The sequence below is a fragment of the Nocardia sp. NPDC050435 genome (assembly GCF_040655395.1).
Taxonomy (GTDB): Bacteria; Actinomycetota; Actinomycetes; order Mycobacteriales; family Mycobacteriaceae; genus Nocardia.
Genome location: NZ_JBFAJW010000002.1, coordinates 683,466 through 701,467 on the forward strand (window position 1 = coordinate 683,466; position 18,002 = coordinate 701,467).

At 68.6% G+C, this 18,002-nt stretch carries 18 protein-coding genes; 8 read left to right on the plus strand and 10 right to left on the minus strand.

All coding sequences use genetic code 11. The features are described 5' to 3' along the window. Positions 1-120: 120 nt before the first annotated feature. Positions 121-510 carry a DUF5318 family protein gene (locus AB0I43_RS07505; protein ID WP_356972263.1) on the minus strand — a complete coding sequence of 130 codons (390 nt, stop codon included), beginning with the start codon at positions 508-510 and terminating at the stop codon, positions 121-123. Positions 511-708: 198 nt separating this feature from the next. Here AB0I43_RS07505 and AB0I43_RS07510 point away from each other — a divergent pair, with 198 nt between their 5' ends. Together AB0I43_RS07510 and AB0I43_RS07515 are read left to right on the plus strand one after the other, a co-directional pair. Continuing rightward, the gene (locus tag AB0I43_RS07510; RefSeq protein WP_356972043.1) at positions 709-1,266 is read left to right on the plus strand and encodes a PadR family transcriptional regulator; all 558 of its coding nucleotides are present in this window, start codon (positions 709-711) and stop codon (positions 1,264-1,266) included. Then, on the plus strand, positions 1,259-2,371 hold the full coding sequence (locus tag AB0I43_RS07515; RefSeq protein ID WP_356972044.1) for an inositol-3-phosphate synthase: 1,113 nt from the start codon (positions 1,259-1,261) through the stop codon (positions 2,369-2,371). Before AB0I43_RS07510 ends, AB0I43_RS07515 begins: the two co-directional genes overlap by 8 nt. Positions 2,372-2,434: 63 nt before the next feature. Here the strand turns inward: AB0I43_RS07515 and AB0I43_RS07520 are convergent, their stop codons facing one another. From AB0I43_RS07520 to AB0I43_RS07545, 6 genes are all read right to left on the minus strand, one after another. Beyond that, positions 2,435-2,860, minus strand: a complete 426-nt coding sequence (locus tag AB0I43_RS07520) for a GyrI-like domain-containing protein (protein WP_356972045.1) — start codon at positions 2,858-2,860, stop codon at positions 2,435-2,437. A gap of 2 nt (positions 2,861-2,862) precedes the next feature. Beyond that, complete coding sequence (locus AB0I43_RS07525; RefSeq protein ID WP_356972046.1) at positions 2,863-3,324, minus strand: effector binding domain-containing protein; 462 nt, start codon at positions 3,322-3,324, stop codon at positions 2,863-2,865. Positions 3,325-3,596: 272 nt separating this feature from the next. Beyond that, positions 3,597-5,855 (minus strand): transglycosylase domain-containing protein, encoded by a 2,259-nt coding sequence (locus AB0I43_RS07530; protein ID WP_356972047.1) that lies wholly within the window; start codon positions 5,853-5,855, stop codon positions 3,597-3,599. A gap of 167 nt (positions 5,856-6,022) precedes the next feature. Continuing rightward, positions 6,023-6,898 (minus strand): carbohydrate ABC transporter permease, encoded by an 876-nt coding sequence (locus AB0I43_RS07535; RefSeq protein WP_356972048.1) that lies wholly within the window; start codon positions 6,896-6,898, stop codon positions 6,023-6,025. After that, entirely contained in the window at positions 6,898-7,815 is a 918-nt protein-coding gene (locus tag AB0I43_RS07540) for a sugar ABC transporter permease (RefSeq protein WP_356972264.1), read from the minus strand. The genes AB0I43_RS07535 and AB0I43_RS07540 overlap by 1 nt, the downstream gene beginning before the upstream one ends. A gap of 99 nt (positions 7,816-7,914) precedes the next feature. Then, positions 7,915-9,216, minus strand: coding sequence for an ABC transporter substrate-binding protein (locus AB0I43_RS07545; RefSeq protein ID WP_356972049.1), 1,302 nt, complete (start codon positions 9,214-9,216; stop codon positions 7,915-7,917). A 148-nt stretch (positions 9,217-9,364) separates the two neighbouring features. Between AB0I43_RS07545 and AB0I43_RS07550 the strand changes: the two genes are divergently transcribed. Both AB0I43_RS07550 and AB0I43_RS07555 read left to right on the plus strand, forming a co-directional pair. Continuing rightward, the gene (locus AB0I43_RS07550) at positions 9,365-10,207 is read left to right on the plus strand and encodes a DUF2786 domain-containing protein (protein WP_356972050.1); all 843 of its coding nucleotides are present in this window, start codon (positions 9,365-9,367) and stop codon (positions 10,205-10,207) included. A gap of 166 nt (positions 10,208-10,373) precedes the next feature. Continuing rightward, positions 10,374-10,880, plus strand: a complete 507-nt coding sequence (locus AB0I43_RS07555; protein ID WP_356972051.1) for a TIGR04338 family metallohydrolase — start codon at positions 10,374-10,376, stop codon at positions 10,878-10,880. Between the two features lie 12 nt (positions 10,881-10,892). Here AB0I43_RS07555 and AB0I43_RS07560 read toward each other — a convergent pair whose 3' ends face one another. After that, positions 10,893-11,861 carry an o-succinylbenzoate synthase gene (locus AB0I43_RS07560; RefSeq protein WP_357431545.1) on the minus strand — a complete coding sequence of 323 codons (969 nt, stop codon included), beginning with the start codon at positions 11,859-11,861 and terminating at the stop codon, positions 10,893-10,895. A 48-nt stretch (positions 11,862-11,909) separates the two neighbouring features. Then, positions 11,910-13,079, minus strand: a complete 1,170-nt coding sequence (locus AB0I43_RS07565; protein WP_356972053.1) for an acetyl-CoA C-acyltransferase — start codon at positions 13,077-13,079, stop codon at positions 11,910-11,912. A 92-nt stretch (positions 13,080-13,171) separates the two neighbouring features. On the opposite strand from AB0I43_RS07565, the gene AB0I43_RS07570 reads away from it, so the two are divergent. After that, the gene (locus AB0I43_RS07570) at positions 13,172-13,672 is read left to right on the plus strand and encodes a helix-turn-helix domain-containing protein (protein WP_356972054.1); all 501 of its coding nucleotides are present in this window, start codon (positions 13,172-13,174) and stop codon (positions 13,670-13,672) included. 118 nt (positions 13,673-13,790) lie between these two features. Continuing rightward, positions 13,791-14,066, plus strand: coding sequence for a hypothetical protein (locus tag AB0I43_RS07575; protein ID WP_356972055.1), 276 nt, complete (start codon positions 13,791-13,793; stop codon positions 14,064-14,066). Between the two features lie 48 nt (positions 14,067-14,114). On the opposite strand, the gene ugpC is transcribed toward AB0I43_RS07575, so the two are convergent. Then, positions 14,115-15,194: a sn-glycerol-3-phosphate ABC transporter ATP-binding protein UgpC gene (ugpC, locus tag AB0I43_RS07580; protein ID WP_356972056.1), complete on the minus strand. Its 1,080-nt coding sequence runs from the start codon at positions 15,192-15,194 to the stop codon at positions 14,115-14,117. Positions 15,195-15,317: 123 nt separating this feature from the next. Here ugpC and AB0I43_RS07585 point away from each other — a divergent pair, with 123 nt between their 5' ends. Next, on the plus strand, positions 15,318-16,112 hold the full coding sequence (locus AB0I43_RS07585; protein ID WP_356972057.1) for an LLM class F420-dependent oxidoreductase: 795 nt from the start codon (positions 15,318-15,320) through the stop codon (positions 16,110-16,112). A 78-nt stretch (positions 16,113-16,190) separates the two neighbouring features. After that, positions 16,191-17,987 (plus strand): ABC transporter substrate-binding protein/permease, encoded by a 1,797-nt coding sequence (locus AB0I43_RS07590; RefSeq protein ID WP_356972058.1) that lies wholly within the window; start codon positions 16,191-16,193, stop codon positions 17,985-17,987. Positions 17,988-18,002 lie beyond the last annotated feature (15 nt).

Sequence of the window (18,002 nt, forward strand, 5' to 3'; positions counted from 1 at the left end):
CCGCCGTGCGGTTCATCGCCGTAGGGGGAAGTCACTGACAAGATCTCCATAACTCGTATCGGATGCGTTGCTGGGTGCGGGCGGGATCGCCGCCGCGGAGTAGCTCCGCTGTCGGTTAGTTCATTCGGCGGCGGTACGCCGGTTGGCCCGGCGTCGCGTGGGAGCCGGAGCCGTGCCGAGCACATAGGACTGCACCAGATGATTCCAGCTGCAGGTCCGGCATACCTCCACGACATGAACCGAGAATTCCGAGCGTGTCTCGGCGAGACGCACCAGTTCCTCGGGGGTACGAGCGGATCCGGCCATCGGCCCGAGCTCGTCGCCGTAGACCCAGGATACGAGCGTCAGTTGCTCTTTCCTGCAGATCGGGCACGTGACCTCGCTCCCCCGGCCGTGGAATTTGGCCGCACGCAGGAGGTAGGGATTCGCATCACATACCTCGGCGACGCCGACCCGGCCCGCGTACACGTCGGCCAGCAGCGACCGGCGCCGGAGCGCGTAGTCGACCACCTGCCGCTGAATAAGCACGGACCCCAGAGTACTGGTGATCCCGGAGTGGTGACCATCGCGAGCGACCCCCGGGCGGTCGCCACGGCACCTGGCCGAAGTGCGCCGTGGCCTCGATGTGCACTCGGGTATATCGGCGCGATATAGTTGGCAATCGCATCTGCTGGTTAGGTCTGCACAGAAGTCAGGGGGTGAAGCCCGATGCTCGAGCTGGCAATTCTCGGGCTGCTCCTCGAAGCGCCCATGCACGGTTACGAGCTGCGCAAGCGGCTCACCGGCCTGCTCGGGCCGTTTCGGGCCTTCTCCTATGGGTCGCTCTATCCGACGCTGCGGCGCATGCAGGCCGATGGATTGATCGCCGAGGAGAACGTCGCGGGCGTCACCATGCGCCGCGCGCGACGGGTCTACCAACTGACCCCGCAGGGGCGGGAACGGTTCACCGAACTGCTCGCCGACACCGGCCCGCAGAACTACACCGACGACGGCTTCGGCGTCCACCTCGCCTTCTTCAACCGCACCCCCGCCGAGGCGCGGATGCGCATTCTCGAGGGCAGGCGCAGGCAGGTCGAGGAACGCCGGGAGAGTTTGCGGGAGGCGATCAAACGAGCCAGCGGTTCGCTGGATCGCTACACCAAACAACTCCACCAACTCGGTCTGGAATCAAGCGAGCGCGAAGTGCGCTGGCTCAACGAGTTGATTGCGGCGGAGCAATCGACGAACGCGGCACCACAGAAAGAGGGAAACATCGGCCATGACTGAAACCACAAAGGCTGGTAACGCCACGGAAGTACGCGTGGCCATCGTCGGCGTCGGCAACTGCGCTTCCTCGTTGGTCCAGGGCGTGCAGTACTACAAGGACGCGGACGAGACCTCGACGGTCCCGGGTCTGATGCACGTCAAGTTCGGCCCGTACCACGTGCGCGACGTGAAGTTCGTCGCCGCGTTCGACGTGGATGCCAAGAAGGTCGGCTTCGATCTCGCCGACGCGATCAACGCGAGCGAGAACAACACCATCAAGATCGCCGACGTGCCGCCGTCGGGCATCACCGTGCAGCGCGGTCCGACCCTGGACGGCATCGGCAAGTACTACTCCGAGACCATCGAGCTCTCCGAGGCCGAGCCGGTCGACGTCGTCAAGACGTTGAAGGATGCCCAGGTCGACGTGCTGGTCTCCTACCTGCCGGTGGGCTCGGAGCAGGCCGACAAGTTCTACGCGCAGTGCGCCATCGACGCCGGTGTCGCCTTCGTCAACGCGCTGCCGGTCTTCATCGCCTCCGATCCGGAGTGGGCGCAGAAGTTCGTCGACGCCGGTGTGCCGATCGTCGGTGACGACATCAAGTCCCAGGTCGGCGCCACCATCACGCACCGCGTGATGGCCAAGCTGTTCGAGGACCGCGGCGTCGTGCTGGACCGCACCTACCAGCTCAATGTCGGCGGCAACATGGACTTCAAGAACATGCTCGAGCGTGAGCGCCTGGAGTCCAAGAAGGTCTCCAAGACCCAGGCCGTGACCTCCAACCTGGAGGGCCCGCTGGCCGGCAAGGTGCACGACCGCAACGTGCACATCGGCCCGTCGGATTACGTCGAGTGGCTCGACGACCGCAAGTGGGCCTACGTCCGCCTCGAGGGCCGCGCCTTCGGTGACGTGCCGCTGAACCTGGAGTACAAGCTCGAGGTGTGGGATTCGCCGAACTCGGCCGGCATCATCATCGACGCCGTGCGCGCCGCGAAGATCGCCAAGGACCGCGGCATCGGCGGCCCGGTCATCCCGGCCTCGGCCTACCTGATGAAGTCCCCGCCGAAGCAGCTCGCCGACGATGTCGCGCGGGCGCAGCTGGAAGCGTTCATCATCGACGCCGAGTAGTCGGTCCCCGACGAAAAACCGGCCGGAGGCGAAATGCCTTCGGCCGGTTTCGTTTCGGAGGGGTCAATCCAGGGAGACGTACACCTCGACCGAGGTGGGCCCGGTGTAGCGCTCCAGTTCCGCGCGGTGCGAGCGCGTGATCGTGCCCGCCGCTTCGGCTTTGGCGACCTGCGCCCACGCGGTGCGCAGCAGATCGTAAGGCTTGTCGGAGACAACGAATTTCGCGTAGCGGCCGGTCGGGATGCGCGTCAGCACATCGCCGGCGTCTACGTCGGCCAGGCCCTGCACCTCGTAGCCGAGCACGGCGACGGCGTGATCGTTCTGGCCGATGTAGGCGGCCATCCGGGGCACCGCCTTCTCCCGGGCCAGGTAGCGATCCCAGGTGAAGTTCACCAGGTCCAGATCGCGGTTGGTCACCTCGCGACCGGCCAGCGGGATGGTGAGCCCGGCGATCAGGCTCTCCGCCAGGGTGACGATCTCGAAATCCATGCTCACTGCCCCTCGCCCTGCTCGTCCGCCAGCGCCACGAAAACCTCGGCCGTGCGCGAATCCGGATAGTGCTCCAAATCTCCGGTGTAGGAACGCACGAACTTGCCCGCGGCCTCCGCGTCCCACACCGCCCGCCAGATGCTGACGATGGTGTCGCCGAGGTTGTCGCCACTGGCGATGAATCGCGCGAACCGGCCCGCCGGCACCCGCGCCAGCACGTCACCGGCCTCCAGATCGTCGAGGCTCTTGCAGCGGTAGCCGACGATGTGGGTCAGGTAGGAGTTGATCTCCGGCGCGTGATCGACGTACGCGGTGGTCGGTGGGCCGGGCAGGGTGCGTTCCATCGTGCGTTTCCAGGCTTCCTGCACCTTGGCACGGCGCGGCCCCTCGACCGCGAGCGCTGGGCTGCGAAGTACTGTTCCCGCCACCAGCGTCTCGGGACGGTCAACGACATTGAAATCCACCGGCGTTGCCCCTATGTCTAGTCCGTTTTGCTGAGCGGCGCTCCGGGAGCCTCGTGCTCCCAGGCCTTCCCTGGCTCGTCGTTCGCGCCGCTGTTCGTCGCTCGAGCGCTATCCTTCCGCATCGCGGCGTCGGCGTCAGTGCCGACCCGTATCCGGATTCGGAGTTTTCACCCAGGTTTCGCTCTCACTCTGGCAAACGATGCTGCCATGTCGTGTGTTCCTGTGGGGCGTCGTAGGTCACAAGATCGATAAGACTCCCTGTGAAGAGCCTGTCATCGAGGTACGGGGAAGCTGAATCCGGGGAAAATCTCCACGCCCTGCTGCCCTGGTCCCGGCGGGAAAACAATGGCGGGTTCGCGCTCGGGCTGCGGCGCCTCCGGTTGGGGATCGAGGACGTCGAAGGGGCCGCCGGACGGCCTGCCCGGAATCAGGCCCTGGGTCGGAGCCGGGGCTGCGGGCTCGGGCAGCGGCTCGACCGGGGTACCGGCCAGGGCGCCGTCCATCACCTGCTTCCAGATGTCGGCGGGCAGGCCGGAGCCGTAGATGTCGGCACCGCGCGCGGTGCGGATCGGCTGGGATTGCTCGGTGCCGATCCAGACCGCGGTGGACAGCGACGGCGTGAAGCCGATCATCCAGGCGTCCTTGTTCCAGTCGCTCTCGCCGAGCTGGGTGGTGCCGGTCTTGGCGCCGGTGGGACGGCCCTCGGCGAGGGCGTGGCCGTTGGAGTAGGCGGCGATGGGGGCCATGGCCTGCACCGTGTTCTCGGCGATGGCGCGCGGGATGCGCTGCTCGCCCTCCGGAAGTTGTTCGCCCACCCGGGTTTCCGGCGCCCCGCGATCGAGCAGCACGCGCCCGTCGCCGGTCACCACGCGCTGGACGAAGTAGGGCCGGTGGTAGACGCCGGAGGCGGCGATGGTGGCGTACGCGGAGGCCATGTCGATGGGCCGGACCAGGTACTGGCCCAGCACGATTCCGTTCAGCGGGCGGCCGCCGTCCTCGGTGAGCGTCTTGCCCGCGACGCCGGGGATCTCCTCCGGGATGCCGGCCAGATGCGCCGCCTCGGCGATGGCGCCCGGGCCGTTGTACATGCTCATGGTCAGGCGGTAGTAGCTGGTGTTCAGCGACCGCTTCAGCGCCTCGGCGAGAGTGCACTTGCCGCAGCTCTCGCCGTCCACATTGGTGATCTTGGTGCCGCGGTCGGTCACCGGGGAGCTGTCCATCACCCGGTGCAGCGGGATGCTCTGCTGCTGGGCCGCGATCGCCGCGAAAACCTTGAAGGCCGAGCCGGTTTGCAGCGGCGCCTGCGCGAAGTCGTAGCCGATGCCGTCGGCGCCGCCGTAATACGCGCGCACCGCGCCCGAGCGCGGATCGATCGAGACGATCGCGCCGCGCAGCTCGGGCGGCTGCGGGCCGAGGCGATCGGTGATCGCCGCGAGCGCGGCCTGCTGTGCCCGCGGATCGATGGTGGTGGTGATCTGCAGCGCGCCGGTGTTCAGATCGCTCTCGCTGATGCCCGAGGAGCGCAGCTCACGCAGCACCTGGGTGCGGATCAGGCCCTCCGGGCCGCGCGCCTCGTTCTCGCTGGGCATCTCGGCGATCGGCAGGATGTCGGGGAAGCGGGTCGCGTCGCGGTCGCCCGGGGCCAGCACACCCATCTCGATCATGCCGTCCAGCACGTACTGCCAGCGCGCCTTCAACTCCGGCAGATGGTTTTCCGGGTCCAGCAGCGATGGGGTACGCAGCACGGCCGCCAGCACCGCGCCCTCGGCCCGCGAGAGCTCGGCCGGCGCCTTGCCGAAGTAGGCCCTGGCGGCGGCGGCGATGCCGTAGGCGCCGCGCCCGTAGTAGACGGTGTTGAGGTAGGCGGCGAGGATGTCGTCCTTGCTCCACTGCTTGGACATCTTCGCGGCGATGATGAGCTCGCGCATCTTGCGGCTCACCGTGCGCTCGGAGCCGAGGAAGGCGTTCTTCACGTACTGCTGGGTGATGGTGGAGCCGCCGCCGGCGTTCTCCCGGCCGAGCAGATTGTCGCGGCTGGCGCGCAGGAAGCCGGAGGTGGAGTAGCCGGCGTTGGTGTAGAAGCTGCGGTCCTCGGCGGCCAGCACCGCGTCGCGGACGTGCTGGGGGACCTCGGCGAGCGGGACGGGCGTCCGATTGCCGTCCGGCGGTACGACTTTGGCGAGCACGGTGGCGCTGTCGGCGGCCAGGATGGTGGCGATCTGATTGGTCTGCATCGCCGCCGGATCCGGAATCTCGGCGCTCCAGTAGGCCAGGCCGGACAGCAGGGCGGGTACGCCGACGAACAGGATGAACAGCGCGAGCACGAGTCTGCGGGCGCGTTCGGCGCGGGTGCGCGGGGGACGATCCGAACTCGGCGCCGGGCGCTTGGGAGCCGAGCGGGGCTTGCGCGCGGGCGGAGTGCGCACCGCGGGCGTATCGCGCAGGGTGGGCTCGTCCCAGCCCGCGATCGAGGCATAGGGCGCGTCGGGCTGCTTGCCTCTTCGCTTGCCGAATAACGATCGCACGAGCATCTCCTCCCGGAGCGTCGATCGAGCCCACCAGTGCAACGCAAGGTAGAGAACTGGACGTACACGAGATTATCTCGCCCAGGATGTGCGGGGATGCTATCACCGGCCGCCGACACGGCCCGATTTTCGCGTCGTCCCGGCCAAATACCGGCCGGGACGACGCGCGGGTCTCAGCTCTTGACGCCGCCGGCGGTCAGGCCGGAGATGATGCGGCGCTGGAAGATCAGCACCATGATCACCAGCGGAATCGTGACGATGGTGCCCGCCGCCATGATCGCGGCGTAGGGCGGCACCACCGGGTTGTTGCCGGAGAACCGGGCGATCGCGACCGTAACCGGCTCGGTGGAGCCGCTGGAAAGCAGTCGCGCCAGCAGGTATTCGTTCACCGCGGCGATGAAGGCCAGGATCGCGGTGGTGAACACCGCGGGCGCGGCCAGCGGCAGCATGACCAGCCGGAAGGCCTGCATCTTGCTGGCGCCGTCGATCCGCGCGGCCTCCTCGAGCTCCCACGGCAGTTCGGTGAAGAACGAGGCCAGGATATAGACCGTCATCGGCAGCACGAACGAGATGTTCGGGATGATCATCGCCTGGTATTCACCGATCCAGCCGATATTGGTGAACAGCTGGAACAGCGGCGTGACCAGCACGACCACCGGGAACATCGAGGCCGACAGGATCAGCCCGGACACCAGGTACTTGCCCTTGAAGGCCAGCCGCGCCAGCGCGTAGGCGGCGAAGATGCCGATGATCAGCGCCAGCACCGTGGTGATCGAGCCGATGACGAAGCTGTTGATCAGCGCCTTGCCGAAGTCGTTGCCGCGGCTGGTGTCGAACGCGTTGCGGAAGTTCTCCATGGTCAGGTGGGTCGGCCACGGAGTGTTGTCGAAGGTGTAGTCCGGATCGCGGAACGCGGTGACCGCCATCCAGTAGAACGGCCCCAGGCCCCACACCAGGATGATCAGCACGCCCAGGTACAGCCGCACCGAGGTGAGCCGCTTGGTCCACGGGACCGCGTTGCGGACCGGGGTTTTCGTCGCGACGGCCATCAGCGCACCGCCCCTTCTCGCTGGGCTTCCTGAGTGCGAACGGCGTTGGCGCCCAGCACCTTCACGAGCAGGAACGCGACCGCGAAGATGAGCAGGAAGGTGATGGTGGACAGCGCCGCGGCGCTGTTGGGGCCTTGGCGGAACTGGTCGACCACCAGGATCGAGGCGGTCCGGGTGTTCGGGTTGCCCTGGGTCATGATGGCGGGCAGGTCGAACATGCGCAGCGCGTCCATGGTGCGGAACAGCACCGCGACCAGCAGCGCGGGCTTGAGCAGCGGCAGCGTGATCTGGGTGAAGCGCTGCCAGGCCGAGGCGCCGTCGACCTTCGCGGCCTCGTATACGTCGCCCGGGATCACCTGCAGGCCGGCCAGCAGCAGCAGCGCCATGAACGGCGTGGTCTTCCAGACGTCGGCCGCGATGACCGCGAACCGGGAGAACCACGGGTCGGTGGTCCACAGGATGTTCGTGCCGAACACCCGATTCACCACGCCGTCGTACTGGAACATGAACTCCCACAACCGCGCCGTGACGGCGGTCGGGATGGCCCACGGGATGAGCACCGCCGCACGCAGTAGCGCGCGCCCGGTGAAGCTCTTGCCCATCACCATCGCCATGCCGAGGCCGATGGTGGCCTCCAGTGCGACGGTGACGACGGTGAAGAACAGCGTGACGCCGATGGCCAGCCAGAACTGCGAACCGAGGTTGCCGGTCGGGCAGGCCACCGTCTCACCGGTCGGCAGGGTGCACTGCTGCAGCAGCCAGTGCGTGTAGTTCGCGAAACCGGCGTTGCCGCCCTCGACGAACATCCCTGTCGCCGGGTCCAGACCCGCGTCCTTCTGGAACGACATGTAGATCGCGCGGAACACCGGATATCCGATGACCACGGCCAGCGCGACGAGCACCGGCGCGACGAACAGCCACGGTTTTCCGCTCTCACGGAAGTTGAAACGTTTGCGTGTAGCCGTCCCAGAAGGATCCGACACCGTTATCTCTCTCCTACGGTTGGGTCGGTTGCGCTACGAGCCGGCCGACTCGATGCCCTTCTGCATACCCACGATCGCGTCGTCCACGGACTTCTCCCCGCGCAGGGCGGCGGCGGCGTTGTCCTGGATGGCCTTGGAGACCGCCGGGTAGAACGGGGTCACCGGGCGCGGCACCGCGCTGGCGATCGAGTCCTTGAGGGCGGGCAGGTAGGGCATCTTCGCGATCAGCGCCGGGTCGTCGTACATGGAGGCGCGCACCGAGGGCAGCGAGCTGGCGGCCACCAGGTGCTGGGCCTCGTCGCTGATCAGGTAGCGCAGGAAGTCCAGCGCGGTCGCCTTGTTCTTGGAGAACGCGCTGATCGCCGCGTTGTAGCCGCCGAGCGTGGAGGCGCCGACGCCGTTCTCGCCGGGCAGCGGGGCCACCGAGAACTTGTCCTTCACCGCGGAGCCCTCGGAGCCGAGGTCACCGAAGGTGGAGGGCCAGCCGCGCAGGAACATCAGCTTGCCGGACTGGAAGGCGTTGGCCGACTCCGGTTCCTTGAAGGTGATGGCTTCCTTGGGGATGTCGCCGTTCTTGTACGCGTCGACCAGCGTGGTCAGACCCTTGCGGGCCTGCGGGCTGTTGACGGTCGGGGTCTTGCCGTCCGGGCCGACGAAGGTGCCGCCGAAGGCGTTGATCACCTCGGAGGTGTTCACCGTCAGGCCCTCGTAGGTCGCGAACTGCCCGGCGTAGCAGCCGATGTTCTGCGCCTTGGCCGTCGGGCACTGCTGGGTCAGCTCGGTCCAGGTCTTCGGCGGGGTCGGGACCAGGTCGGAGCGGTAGAACAGCAAGCCGCCGTTGGTGTTACGCGGGGCGGCGTAGAGCGTGTTGTTGTAGGTCGCGCTCGCGACCGGCGGGGACAGCAGCGCCGAGGTGTCGATGGAGAAGGTGTCCTTCAGCGGCTGCAGGTAGCCCTTGGCGGCGAACTCCGCAGTCCACGGAACGTCCAGCGCGACCACGTCGTAGTCGGCGGACTTGGAGCGCATGTGCTCGACCAGGTCGTCGTACTGCTGGGAGGCGTCGTTGGACTGCTCCTTGAACGTCACCTGCTCGCCGGGGTGCGACGCGTTCCAGCGCTCGATGAGCTGCTTGACCACACCGGTGTCGGTGGTGTCCTTGCCCTCGACATAGGTGATCGGGCCGCGACCCGTGAGGTTCTGGCTGGTGGGGTTCGTGCCGCTGTCGCTGGAGCAGGCACTGGTGAACGTCGCGGTCAGCAACGCGCACGCGGTGGCCGCCAGAGCGGCCCGCGGCACAAGCGACGAACGTAGGGCGGACACCTTCTTCAAAGCCATCGCGTTCACTCCAGAGTTGATCGTGAGCGGCGGCACATACTGCCGCTGCACAAGGCAAGATACATGGTGCGCGCGGAGGCCGCCCCGATTGTGCCGGTTTCGTACGCACCGGACGGGCCGTCGCGGCTCTCTCCTACGATGGCTGTCGATGACTGTGCCGAATGGGGTTCCCGACCGGATGCTCACGCGCATCGGGGGATTGCTGCGGCAGGCCGAATCCACCGACAACGAGCACGAGGCCGAGGCGTTCCTGGCCGCGGCGCAGCGCCTGGCGACCCGGTCCGCGATCGACCTCGCGGTGGCGCGGGCGCACGTGCACGGGCGCGAGCGCAGGCCGACGCCGGTGCAGCGGGCGATCCCGATCGGCGAGGCCGGAAAGAAGGGTCTGCGCACCTACGTCCAGTTGTTCGTCGCGATCGCGCACGCCAATGACGTGCGCTGCGATGTTGCGCGGACCTCGACCCAGGTCTACGCCTACGGTTTCGACTCCGACATCGATACCTGTGAAGCGCTGTATACGAGTCTGCTGGTGCAGATGGTGCGAGCTTCGGATCTGTACATCAAATCCGGGTCCTACAAATCCGCGACCGTCGAGAAGGTCGTCACCGAGAAGCGCTGGGGGCGAACGGTGCGGCGGCGGGTGCAGGCGCCGGTGGCCGCGGTGACCGCCCGGCTGAACTTCCAGATGGCCTTCGCCGCCCGGGTCGGCAAGCGGCTGGCGGCGGTGAAGACCGAGGTCGAGACCGAGGCGGTGGCGCCCGCGGAAGCCGCCACCGGCACCGCGCTGGCGCTGCGCGACAAGGAGATCGAACTCGTCGATTTCTACCGGCGGACCTCCGAGGCACGCGGCACCTGGCGGGGTCCGCAGGATTCTGCGGCGCACTCGGCGGCGGCCCGCCGGGCCGGTGATCGGGCCGGCAAGGCGGCCCGGCTGGGCAACTCGCCCGAGCTGGGCGCGGCGCGGGGTCAGCTGACCCAGCACCCGGAGTGAGGTTGGGAGTGGTCCTCGACATGTCGCGCCCGCGCTGTGAATGGTGGGGGATGTCGCGCGAAAGCGGCGGGGGTTGGGGACAATTGACGCACGGCAGGCATCGGCGCTCGCGCGGCGGCCCGCCGAGCCCCCGCGCGGTGCGGGCCGGAGGGGCGGAATTGGTGCGATGAGCGTGCGGGACAGTCAGCGGGCCAGGGTGTACGACGCCGAACAGCTGGTGCGCGGGGTCTTCGATCGGGCCGATCGTTTCGGCGGCCGGACGGTGGATCTGTACGGCTCGCAGATCACCCTGCCGATCGAGCGCCGTTTCGCCTCGGTGGCCTCGGTACAGGCCTATGCTGACAAGGTGCTCGCGCTCAATTGGGTACGGGCGCAATGGGATAGGGCCTCGGTCCCGGTGCGGGTCCGGTCGCGTGCCGGAGCGACCGCTGCCCATTACGAGGCGGCCGGCGCGGTCCTGGCGGTACCTCTGCACACCGGTGGGACCGCGTGGGCTCTGCGCGAACTCGTCGTGCTGCACGAGCTCGCGCATCATCTGGGTACCCCGGGCGAGGCCGCGCACGGCCCCGAATTCTGCTCGCGCTACCTGGAATTGGTCGATGGGGTGATCGGCCCCGAAGCGGCTCTGATCTTGCGGGCGACCCTGCTGGATTGCGGTGTGCGCTTCCACTGAGGGTGCTCCGCGTCAGGGCTGCACGAGTCGCAGGACCCGCTCGAAGCGGTGGCGCCACCAGGCGGTGCGCTCCGGATCGGGATGGCGGTAGCGCGCCAGCAGAGCGGGATCGGGGACAGGCGGTGTGCGCGGCACCGGGAGAAAGCCGTCGACCGGGCGCAGCGCATCGGCGACCACATCGCCCTCGAACAGCGAGGTGGTGCCCAGGCCGCACGCGAAATCCAGCTCCGGCAGCGCCCCGGCCAGCGCGAGTTGCGCGGCCAGGCCCACGCTGGTCTCCAATGCCGAGGACACCACGCACGGCAGGCCCGCCGCATCGGCGACTCGCAGCGCCCGCCGCACGCCGCCGAGCGGTGTGCATTTGAGCACCGCGATATCGGCCGCGCCCGCGACCGCAGCGCGCATCGGGTCCTCGGCGCGCCGGATCGACTCGTCCGCGGCGATCCGCACGTCGACCTTGCGCCGCACGGCCGCCAGTTCCTCGATCGTGCGACAGGGCTGCTCGACGTACTCCAGACCGCCTGCGGCCCGGTCGATCTCGGCGATGTGCGCGATCGCGGTGCCGACCTCCCACACCGCGTTCGCGTCCACCCGGATCGCCCCGCCCGGCCCCAGTGCGTCCCGCACCGCCTCGACCCGGGCGAGATCCTCCGCCAGCGATTCCGGATGGTCGGCGACCTTCACCTTGGCGGTGGCGCACCCGGATTCGGCCACGATCCGGTGTGCCCGCTCCGGGTCGACGGCGGGCACGGTGCAGTTCACCGGGATCCGCGTGCGCACCGGCTCGGGCCAGCCGTGCGTGCTCTGCTCGATCGCCGTCGCCAGCCAGCCGGCCGCCTCCCGGTCGTCGTACTCCGGGAACGGGCAGAACTCGCCCCAGCCGAGGTGGCCTGGGATCAGCATCCCCTCGCGCACGGTGATGCCGCGGAACCGCGTCCGCATCGGGATCGCGTACACGACGGGCTCGTTCTCGGCAGTCACCCCGCCACCCTACGACCGCCGCGGTGCGCGGGCCCGGTGGCGCCTCGGTCAGAGGCGTTCGTAGATCGTGGCGTTCGCCAATCCGCCTGCCTCGCACATAGTTTGCAGCCCGTAGCGGGCACCGCGCTCCCGCATGGCGTGCACCAGGGTGGTGGCCAGCCGCGCACCCGACGCGCCCAGCGGATGACCCAGCGCGATGGCCCCGCCGTTGACGTTCACCCGGGACAGATCCGCCCCGGTGTCCTGCGCCCAGGCCAGGACGACGGGGGAGAAGGCCTCGTTGATCTCCACCAGGTCGATGTCGGAGAGCTGGAGTCCGGCGCGCTGCAACACCTTCCGGGTCGCGGGGATGACGGCGGTGAGCATCAGCAGCGGATCGTCGCCCGCGACGGCGAAACTGTGCACCCGGGCCAGCGGCGTCAGGCCCAGCTCGCGCGCCCGCTCGCTGGTCATGATCAGCACCGCGGCGCTGCCGTCGCTGACCTGGCTGGCCGAGGCGGCGGTGATCTGCCAGCCGATCTCGGGGAAGCGCGCGGCCATGGCCGGGTCGTAATAGGCGGGGCGCAGCTTGCCCAGGGTCTCCAGGGTGCTGCCGACCCGGATGCCCTCGTCGGTTTCCAGGCCGTTGAGGGGAGCGAGCTGGGCGGTGAACGAGCCGTTCTTGGTGGCCAGCGCCGCCTTGTCATGGCTGCCCAGCGCGAACTCGTCGAGTTGCGCGCGGGTGAGCCCCCAGCGGGCGGCGATCAGTTCGGCGCCGATGCCCTGCGACACCAGTCCGTCCGGATAGCGCGCGGCGAAACCGGCCCCGGCGAAGTCCTCGGCGCCGGCCATGTTGGCGCCCATGGGAACCCGGCCCATGGATTCGACGCCCGCGGCGACCACGATGTCGTAGGCGCCGGAGATGACGCCCTGCGCGGCGAAGTGGATGGCCTGCTGACTGCTGCCGCACTGACGGTCCACCGTGGTGGCGGGCACCGATTCGGGATACCCGGCCGCCAGCGCCGCTCGCCGGGCCATGTTCGCGCCCTGCTCGCCGACCTGGGTGACGATGCCGCCGATCACGTCGTCGATGAGCGCGGGATCGATGCCGCTGCGCTCCACCACCGCGCGCAGGCTGTGCGCGAGCAGGTCGACCGCGTGGACGTCGTGCAGGGCGCCGGTGGGCTTGCCCTTGCCGATCGGAGTGCGTACCGCCTCGACGATGACCGCGTCTCTCATGGTGCTGTCCTTCCGGAGCTGACTATGTCTTTCAATAGTCAGAGTACACCTGGCCATAGTTGACAGAAGTCAGCTCGGCTATGATGTGCGTCATGGCAGCAGTGATGGAAGGACCCCTGGCCGATCTGAGTTCCTGGCGGCCCACCGAATGCTCGATCGCCAAGGCGCTCGAGATCGTCGGCACCCGGTCGGCCATCCTGATCCTGCGCGAGGCCTACTACGGCACCCGCCGCTTCGACGGCTTCGCCGCCCGCATCGGCATCACCGACGCGGCCGCCGCCGCCCAGCTCCGCAAGCTCACGGCGGCCGGTCTCCTGGAGAAGCGTCCCTACCAGGAAGAAGGCAAGCGCACCCGGCACGAATACGTGCTCACCGCGATGGGGCGCGACCTGCTGCCCGCGGTGCTGGCCCTGTGGCAGTGGGGCGATGCCTATTTGCAGCCCGGCCCCGCGCCGCTGCAACGCGTCGAGGCGGCCACGGGCAGCCCGGTGCGGGTGGAGATCCGCAGCGCCGAAGGCAAACAGATCGGGCTGGACGAACTGGGCGTGCGCGTCAACAAGGAGTGGGCGCGCGCCCACCGCACACGCCAGTGACGTTGCGCACCTGAGTAATTTCCCCGTGCCGGGACCGGTAGCGGATTGCCATGATGGAGGCATGCCGTACCAGTACCGACCGGAAGCGCAGCCGCAGCCGAGAACATGGGACGCGAGCGTGAGCCGTTTGCTCTTCACCGCCGCGGCGATTCTCGGCGGCGCCGCCGTCCTGTACGCCACCTTCGCGCTGGCCGTCACCTACTGGCAGGGCGGCGTCGCGATCACCGAAGTCCTCGCGGCCCTCGCGGTCTGCTGGGTCGCCATCGGCCTGATCCTCGGCGTGCCGCGGGTCATGGGCCGGCGCGCCCGCGAGCGCGGCCGGTCCAGCCTGGTCTGGGCGGGCGGCTCGGTCCTGCTGGTGCTGGCCTCGATCTCGATGTTCATCGCGGTCTGACCGCGTTCGCGGCGGGCGGATCCTGCCGGACCCGCCCGCGCGGTGTCGTCAGTTGAGCCGGCGGCCGTCTTCGGCGGAGAAGAAGTAGGTGTGGTCGGCGGTGGTGGACAGGTTCAGGCGGGTGCCCTTGGCCGGCGGGTTGCGCCAATCCGCCCGCGCCACAATGGTTTCACCCGGGCCGTCGTCCAGGGTGCGGCCGTAGATGTAGGCGTCGGAGCCGAGTTCCTCGACCACGTCGACCTCCATCGCGATGCCCTTGGCCAGGCCGGTGCCGAGCTCCAGGTGCTCCGGGCGCACGCCGAGCACGACCGAACCCTCGGCCGCGTCCACCACCGAGCGCGGCACCGGCAGGGCGTGCCCGCCCAGCGTCACCGCGCCGTCCTGCACCGGCAGCGTGAACATGTTCATGGCCGGGGAGCCCATGAACCCGGCGACGAAGGCGTTGGCCGGATCCCGGTACAGGTCACGCGGGGTCGCGCACTGCTGCAGCAGGCCGTCCTTGAGGACCGCGACCCGGTCGCCCATTGTCATCGCCTCGACCTGGTCGTGAGTGACATAGACCGTGGTGGTGCCGAGCCGGCGCTGCAACTGGGCGATCTGGGTGCGGGTCTGCACGCGCAGCTTCGCGTCCAGGTTCGACAGCGGCTCGTCCATCAGGAAGACCTGCGGCTGGCGCACGATCGCCCGGCCCATCGCCACGCGCTGGCGCTGACCGCCGGACAGCGCCTTGGGCTTGCGGTCCAGGTAGGGCTCCAGGTCGAGCAGCTTGGCCGCCTCGAGCACCCGGCGCTCCTTCTCCGCCTTGGCCACCTTGGCCAGCTTGAGCGCGAAGCCCATGTTCTCCGCGACCGTCATGTGCGGGTAGAGCGCGTAGTTCTGGAACACCATCGCGATATCGCGTTCCTTGGGTTCGGCGTGCGTGACGTCGTTCTCGCCGATCAGGATCCGCCCGCCGTTGACCTCCTCCAGGCCGGCCAGCATGCGCAGCGAGGTCGATTTGCCGCAGCCGGAGGGCCCGACCAGAACCAGGAATTCACCGTCGGCGATCTCCAGGTTCAACTGGTCGACGGCCGGTTTGCCGGAGCCCGGGTAGAGCCGGGTCGCGCTGTCGAAGGTCACGGTAGCCATGCTGAATCCATCCCATTCACCGGCAGGAACGTGCCGGACGATCCGAGTACAGGGTTGGCTGGACTCTACAAGGTCGGCCGGAGATCGGTAGCCTCGTTCGGGGAACTACGTGAGGAGGCTCGGATGAGTAGGCCGGTGCGTATCGGGGTCCAGTTGCAACCGCAGCATTCTCCGAAATATGGCTTGATCCGCGACGCGGTCCTGCGCGCGGAGGACCTGGGTGTCGACATCGTCTTCAACTGGGACCATTTCTATCCGCTCTACGGCGATTCCGACGGCGCGCACTTCGAGTGCTGGACGATGCTGGGCGCCTTCGCCGAGCAGACCGAACGCGTGGAGATCGGCGCGCTCGTCACCGGCGGCGGCTATCGCAATCCCGACCTGCTGGCCGATATGGCCCGCACCGTCGATCACATCAGCGACGGCCGCCTGATCCTCGGCATCGGCGCGGGCTGGTTCGAGAAGGACTACCAGGAGTACGGCTACGAATTCGGCACCCCCGGAACCCGCTTGGCGCTGCTCAAGGAATCGATGGCGCGCATCGACGCCCGGCTCGGGAAGCTGAACCCGCCGCCGACCCGCGATATCCCGATCCTGATCGGCGGCGGCGGCGAGAAGAAGACGCTGCGCCTGGTCGCCGAGTACGGCGACATCTGGCACACCTTCGCCGACCTGGACGTGCTGGCCCGCAAGAACGGCATCCTCGCCGAACACTGCGCCGCCGTCGGGCGGGATCAGGAGCGGATCGAGCGCTCGGTGCAATGGCAGGGCGCGGACGACGCGGCGAAGCTGCATGCCGCCGGCGTCACGCTGTTCACGGTGGCGACCGGCGGCCCGGATTACGACCTGTCCGTGGTCGAACAGGCGGTGCGCTGGCGCGACGAGGTGAATCCGGACGTCGGCGCCGGGCTCGCCTGATCCACCCCTGACCCGGGTGTCCTAACCCTCACCCGGGTAACTGGGTATTCGCGTGTGTCGCCGATAGGGTTGTCCGTCATGGCCAGCCTGCGTTTCCCGCGGTCCCGGGCGTTGATCGCCGTGATGTTGCTCGCCGTCGGCGTCGTGCTGACGGGGTGCGCCTCCGGCGACGACACCGCCCGCGATCTGTGTTCTCCCGCCGGGGTCGAGTCGGCGTCGGCCGCACCGAAGAACCTCGCCTCGTCGGAGACCGCGGGCCCGGACCGCTACACCACCGAGACGACCGCGCCGCTGAACTCCATCGACGTGAACAAACTCGGGCTGATCACCCCCGGCGTGCTCAGCGTCGGCACCCTGTCCGACGCGCCGCCGAGCATCTGCGTCAACTCCGACGGCCAGTTCACCGGGTTCGACAATCTGCTGCTGGAGGCCGTCGCCGCGAAGCTCGGGCTGCGCGTGCAGTTCTCGGGCACCGAGTTCGCCGGGCTGCTGGCCCAGGTGGCGGGCAAGCGCTTCGACGTCGGCTCCTCCAACATCACCACCACGGCGGCGCGACGCGAACTGGTCGGCTTCACCAACGGCTACGACTTCGGCTACTTCGCCCTCGTCGTGCGCGACGGCAGCGGGATCGGCGGATTCTCGGATCTGAACGCGGGGAAGCGGATCGCCGTGGTCCAGGGCACCGTCCAGGACGACTACGTGGTCAACACGCTGCGCCTGGACCCGGTGAAGTTCCCCGACTACAACACCGCCTACGCCAATCTGAAATCCGGGCAGGTGGACGCGTGGGTCGCGCCGTCCGCGCAGGCCGACGGCGCGATCAAGCCCGGTGACGGCACCTCCGTCGTCGAAAACGCCTACAGCCTGGACAATTTCGCGGCCTGGGCGGTCGGCAAGAGCAACCAGCCGCTGATCGACGCGCTCAACAGCGGGCTGGACGCGGTCATCGCCGACGGCACCTACGCCCAGCTCTACACCGACTGGGTGCCGCGCCAGTTCCCGCCGGGCTGGAAGCCCGGGTCGAAAGCCGCGCCCGCGCCGCAGGTTCCGGATTTCGCGGCGATCGCCGCCGAGCACGCCGGGGACGAGCAGCCGCAGCAGCAGGCCGCGCCGAAGTCGACGCTGCAGCAGTTGCGGGAGACGTTCTTCGACTGGTCGCTCTACCGCAAGGCGTTTCCCGATCTGATCAAGACCGGCCTGCCGAACACCCTGATCCTGGCGGTGGTTTCGGGCGTGCTGGGCACCGTCCTGGGCATGCTGCTGGCGGTCGCGGGCATTTCGCGCACCGGCTGGCTGCGCTGGCCGGCCCGGATCTACACCGACGTCTTCCGCGGGTTGCCCGCCGTGGTCATCATCCTGCTGATCGGGCTCGGGCTCGGGCCGGTCAGCCGCAACCTCACCGGCAACAACCCCTACTGGCTCGGGGCGCTGGCCCTGGCCCTGCTCGCTTCCGCCTACATCGGCGAGATCTTCCGCTCCGGTATCCAGTCCGTGGAGACCGGGCAGCGGGAGGCCGCCGCCGCGCTGGGGCTGAGCTACCGGCAGTCCATGCGCCTGATCATCATTCCGCAGGGCGTGCGGAAAGTGCTGCCCGCCTTGATGAATCAGTTCATCGCGCTGATCAAGGACTCCTCGCTGATCTACTTCCTCGGCCTGCTCGCCACCCAGCGCGAACTGTTCGCCGTCGGCCGGGATCTCAACGCGCAGACCGGAAACCTCTCGCCCCTGGTCGCCGCGGGTCTGGTCTATCTCCTGCTGACCATTCCGCTGACGCACCTGGTCAATTACCTGGATCGCCGGATGCGCGACAACCGGCCCAAGTCCGGGCGGACCATCGACTCGCTGGAGCGGGCCACCGTCACCGAAGGCCGCTGAACCGGACGAAAAGGC

Bases quoted from the DNA above. Each gene is read 5' to 3' on its own strand.
- AB0I43_RS07570 (WP_356972054.1), top strand. From the start codon at position 13,172: ATGGCAGCAGTGATGGAAGGACCCCTGGCCGATCTGAGTTCCTGGCGG.
- AB0I43_RS07590 (WP_356972058.1), top strand. From the start codon at position 16,191: ATGGCCAGCCTGCGTTTCCCGCGGTCCCGGGCGTTGATCGCCGTGATG.
- AB0I43_RS07530 (WP_356972047.1), bottom strand. From the start codon at position 5,855: ATGCTCGTGCGATCGTTATTCGGCAAGCGAAGAGGCAAGCAGCCCGAC.
- AB0I43_RS07545 (WP_356972049.1), bottom strand. From the start codon at position 9,216: ATGGCTTTGAAGAAGGTGTCCGCCCTACGTTCGTCGCTTGTGCCGCGG.
- AB0I43_RS07565 (WP_356972053.1), bottom strand. From the start codon at position 13,079: ATGAGAGACGCGGTCATCGTCGAGGCGGTACGCACTCCGATCGGCAAG.
- AB0I43_RS07585 (WP_356972057.1), top strand. From the start codon at position 15,318: ATGAGTAGGCCGGTGCGTATCGGGGTCCAGTTGCAACCGCAGCATTCT.
- AB0I43_RS07515 (WP_356972044.1), top strand. From the start codon at position 1,259: ATGACTGAAACCACAAAGGCTGGTAACGCCACGGAAGTACGCGTGGCC.
- AB0I43_RS07510 (WP_356972043.1), top strand. From the start codon at position 709: ATGCTCGAGCTGGCAATTCTCGGGCTGCTCCTCGAAGCGCCCATGCAC.
- AB0I43_RS07550 (WP_356972050.1), top strand. From the start codon at position 9,365: ATGACTGTGCCGAATGGGGTTCCCGACCGGATGCTCACGCGCATCGGG.
- AB0I43_RS07535 (WP_356972048.1), bottom strand. From the start codon at position 6,898: ATGGCCGTCGCGACGAAAACCCCGGTCCGCAACGCGGTCCCGTGGACC.
- AB0I43_RS07555 (WP_356972051.1), top strand. From the start codon at position 10,374: ATGAGCGTGCGGGACAGTCAGCGGGCCAGGGTGTACGACGCCGAACAG.
- AB0I43_RS07520 (WP_356972045.1), bottom strand. From the start codon at position 2,860: ATGGATTTCGAGATCGTCACCCTGGCGGAGAGCCTGATCGCCGGGCTC.
- ugpC (WP_356972056.1), bottom strand. From the start codon at position 15,194: ATGGCTACCGTGACCTTCGACAGCGCGACCCGGCTCTACCCGGGCTCC.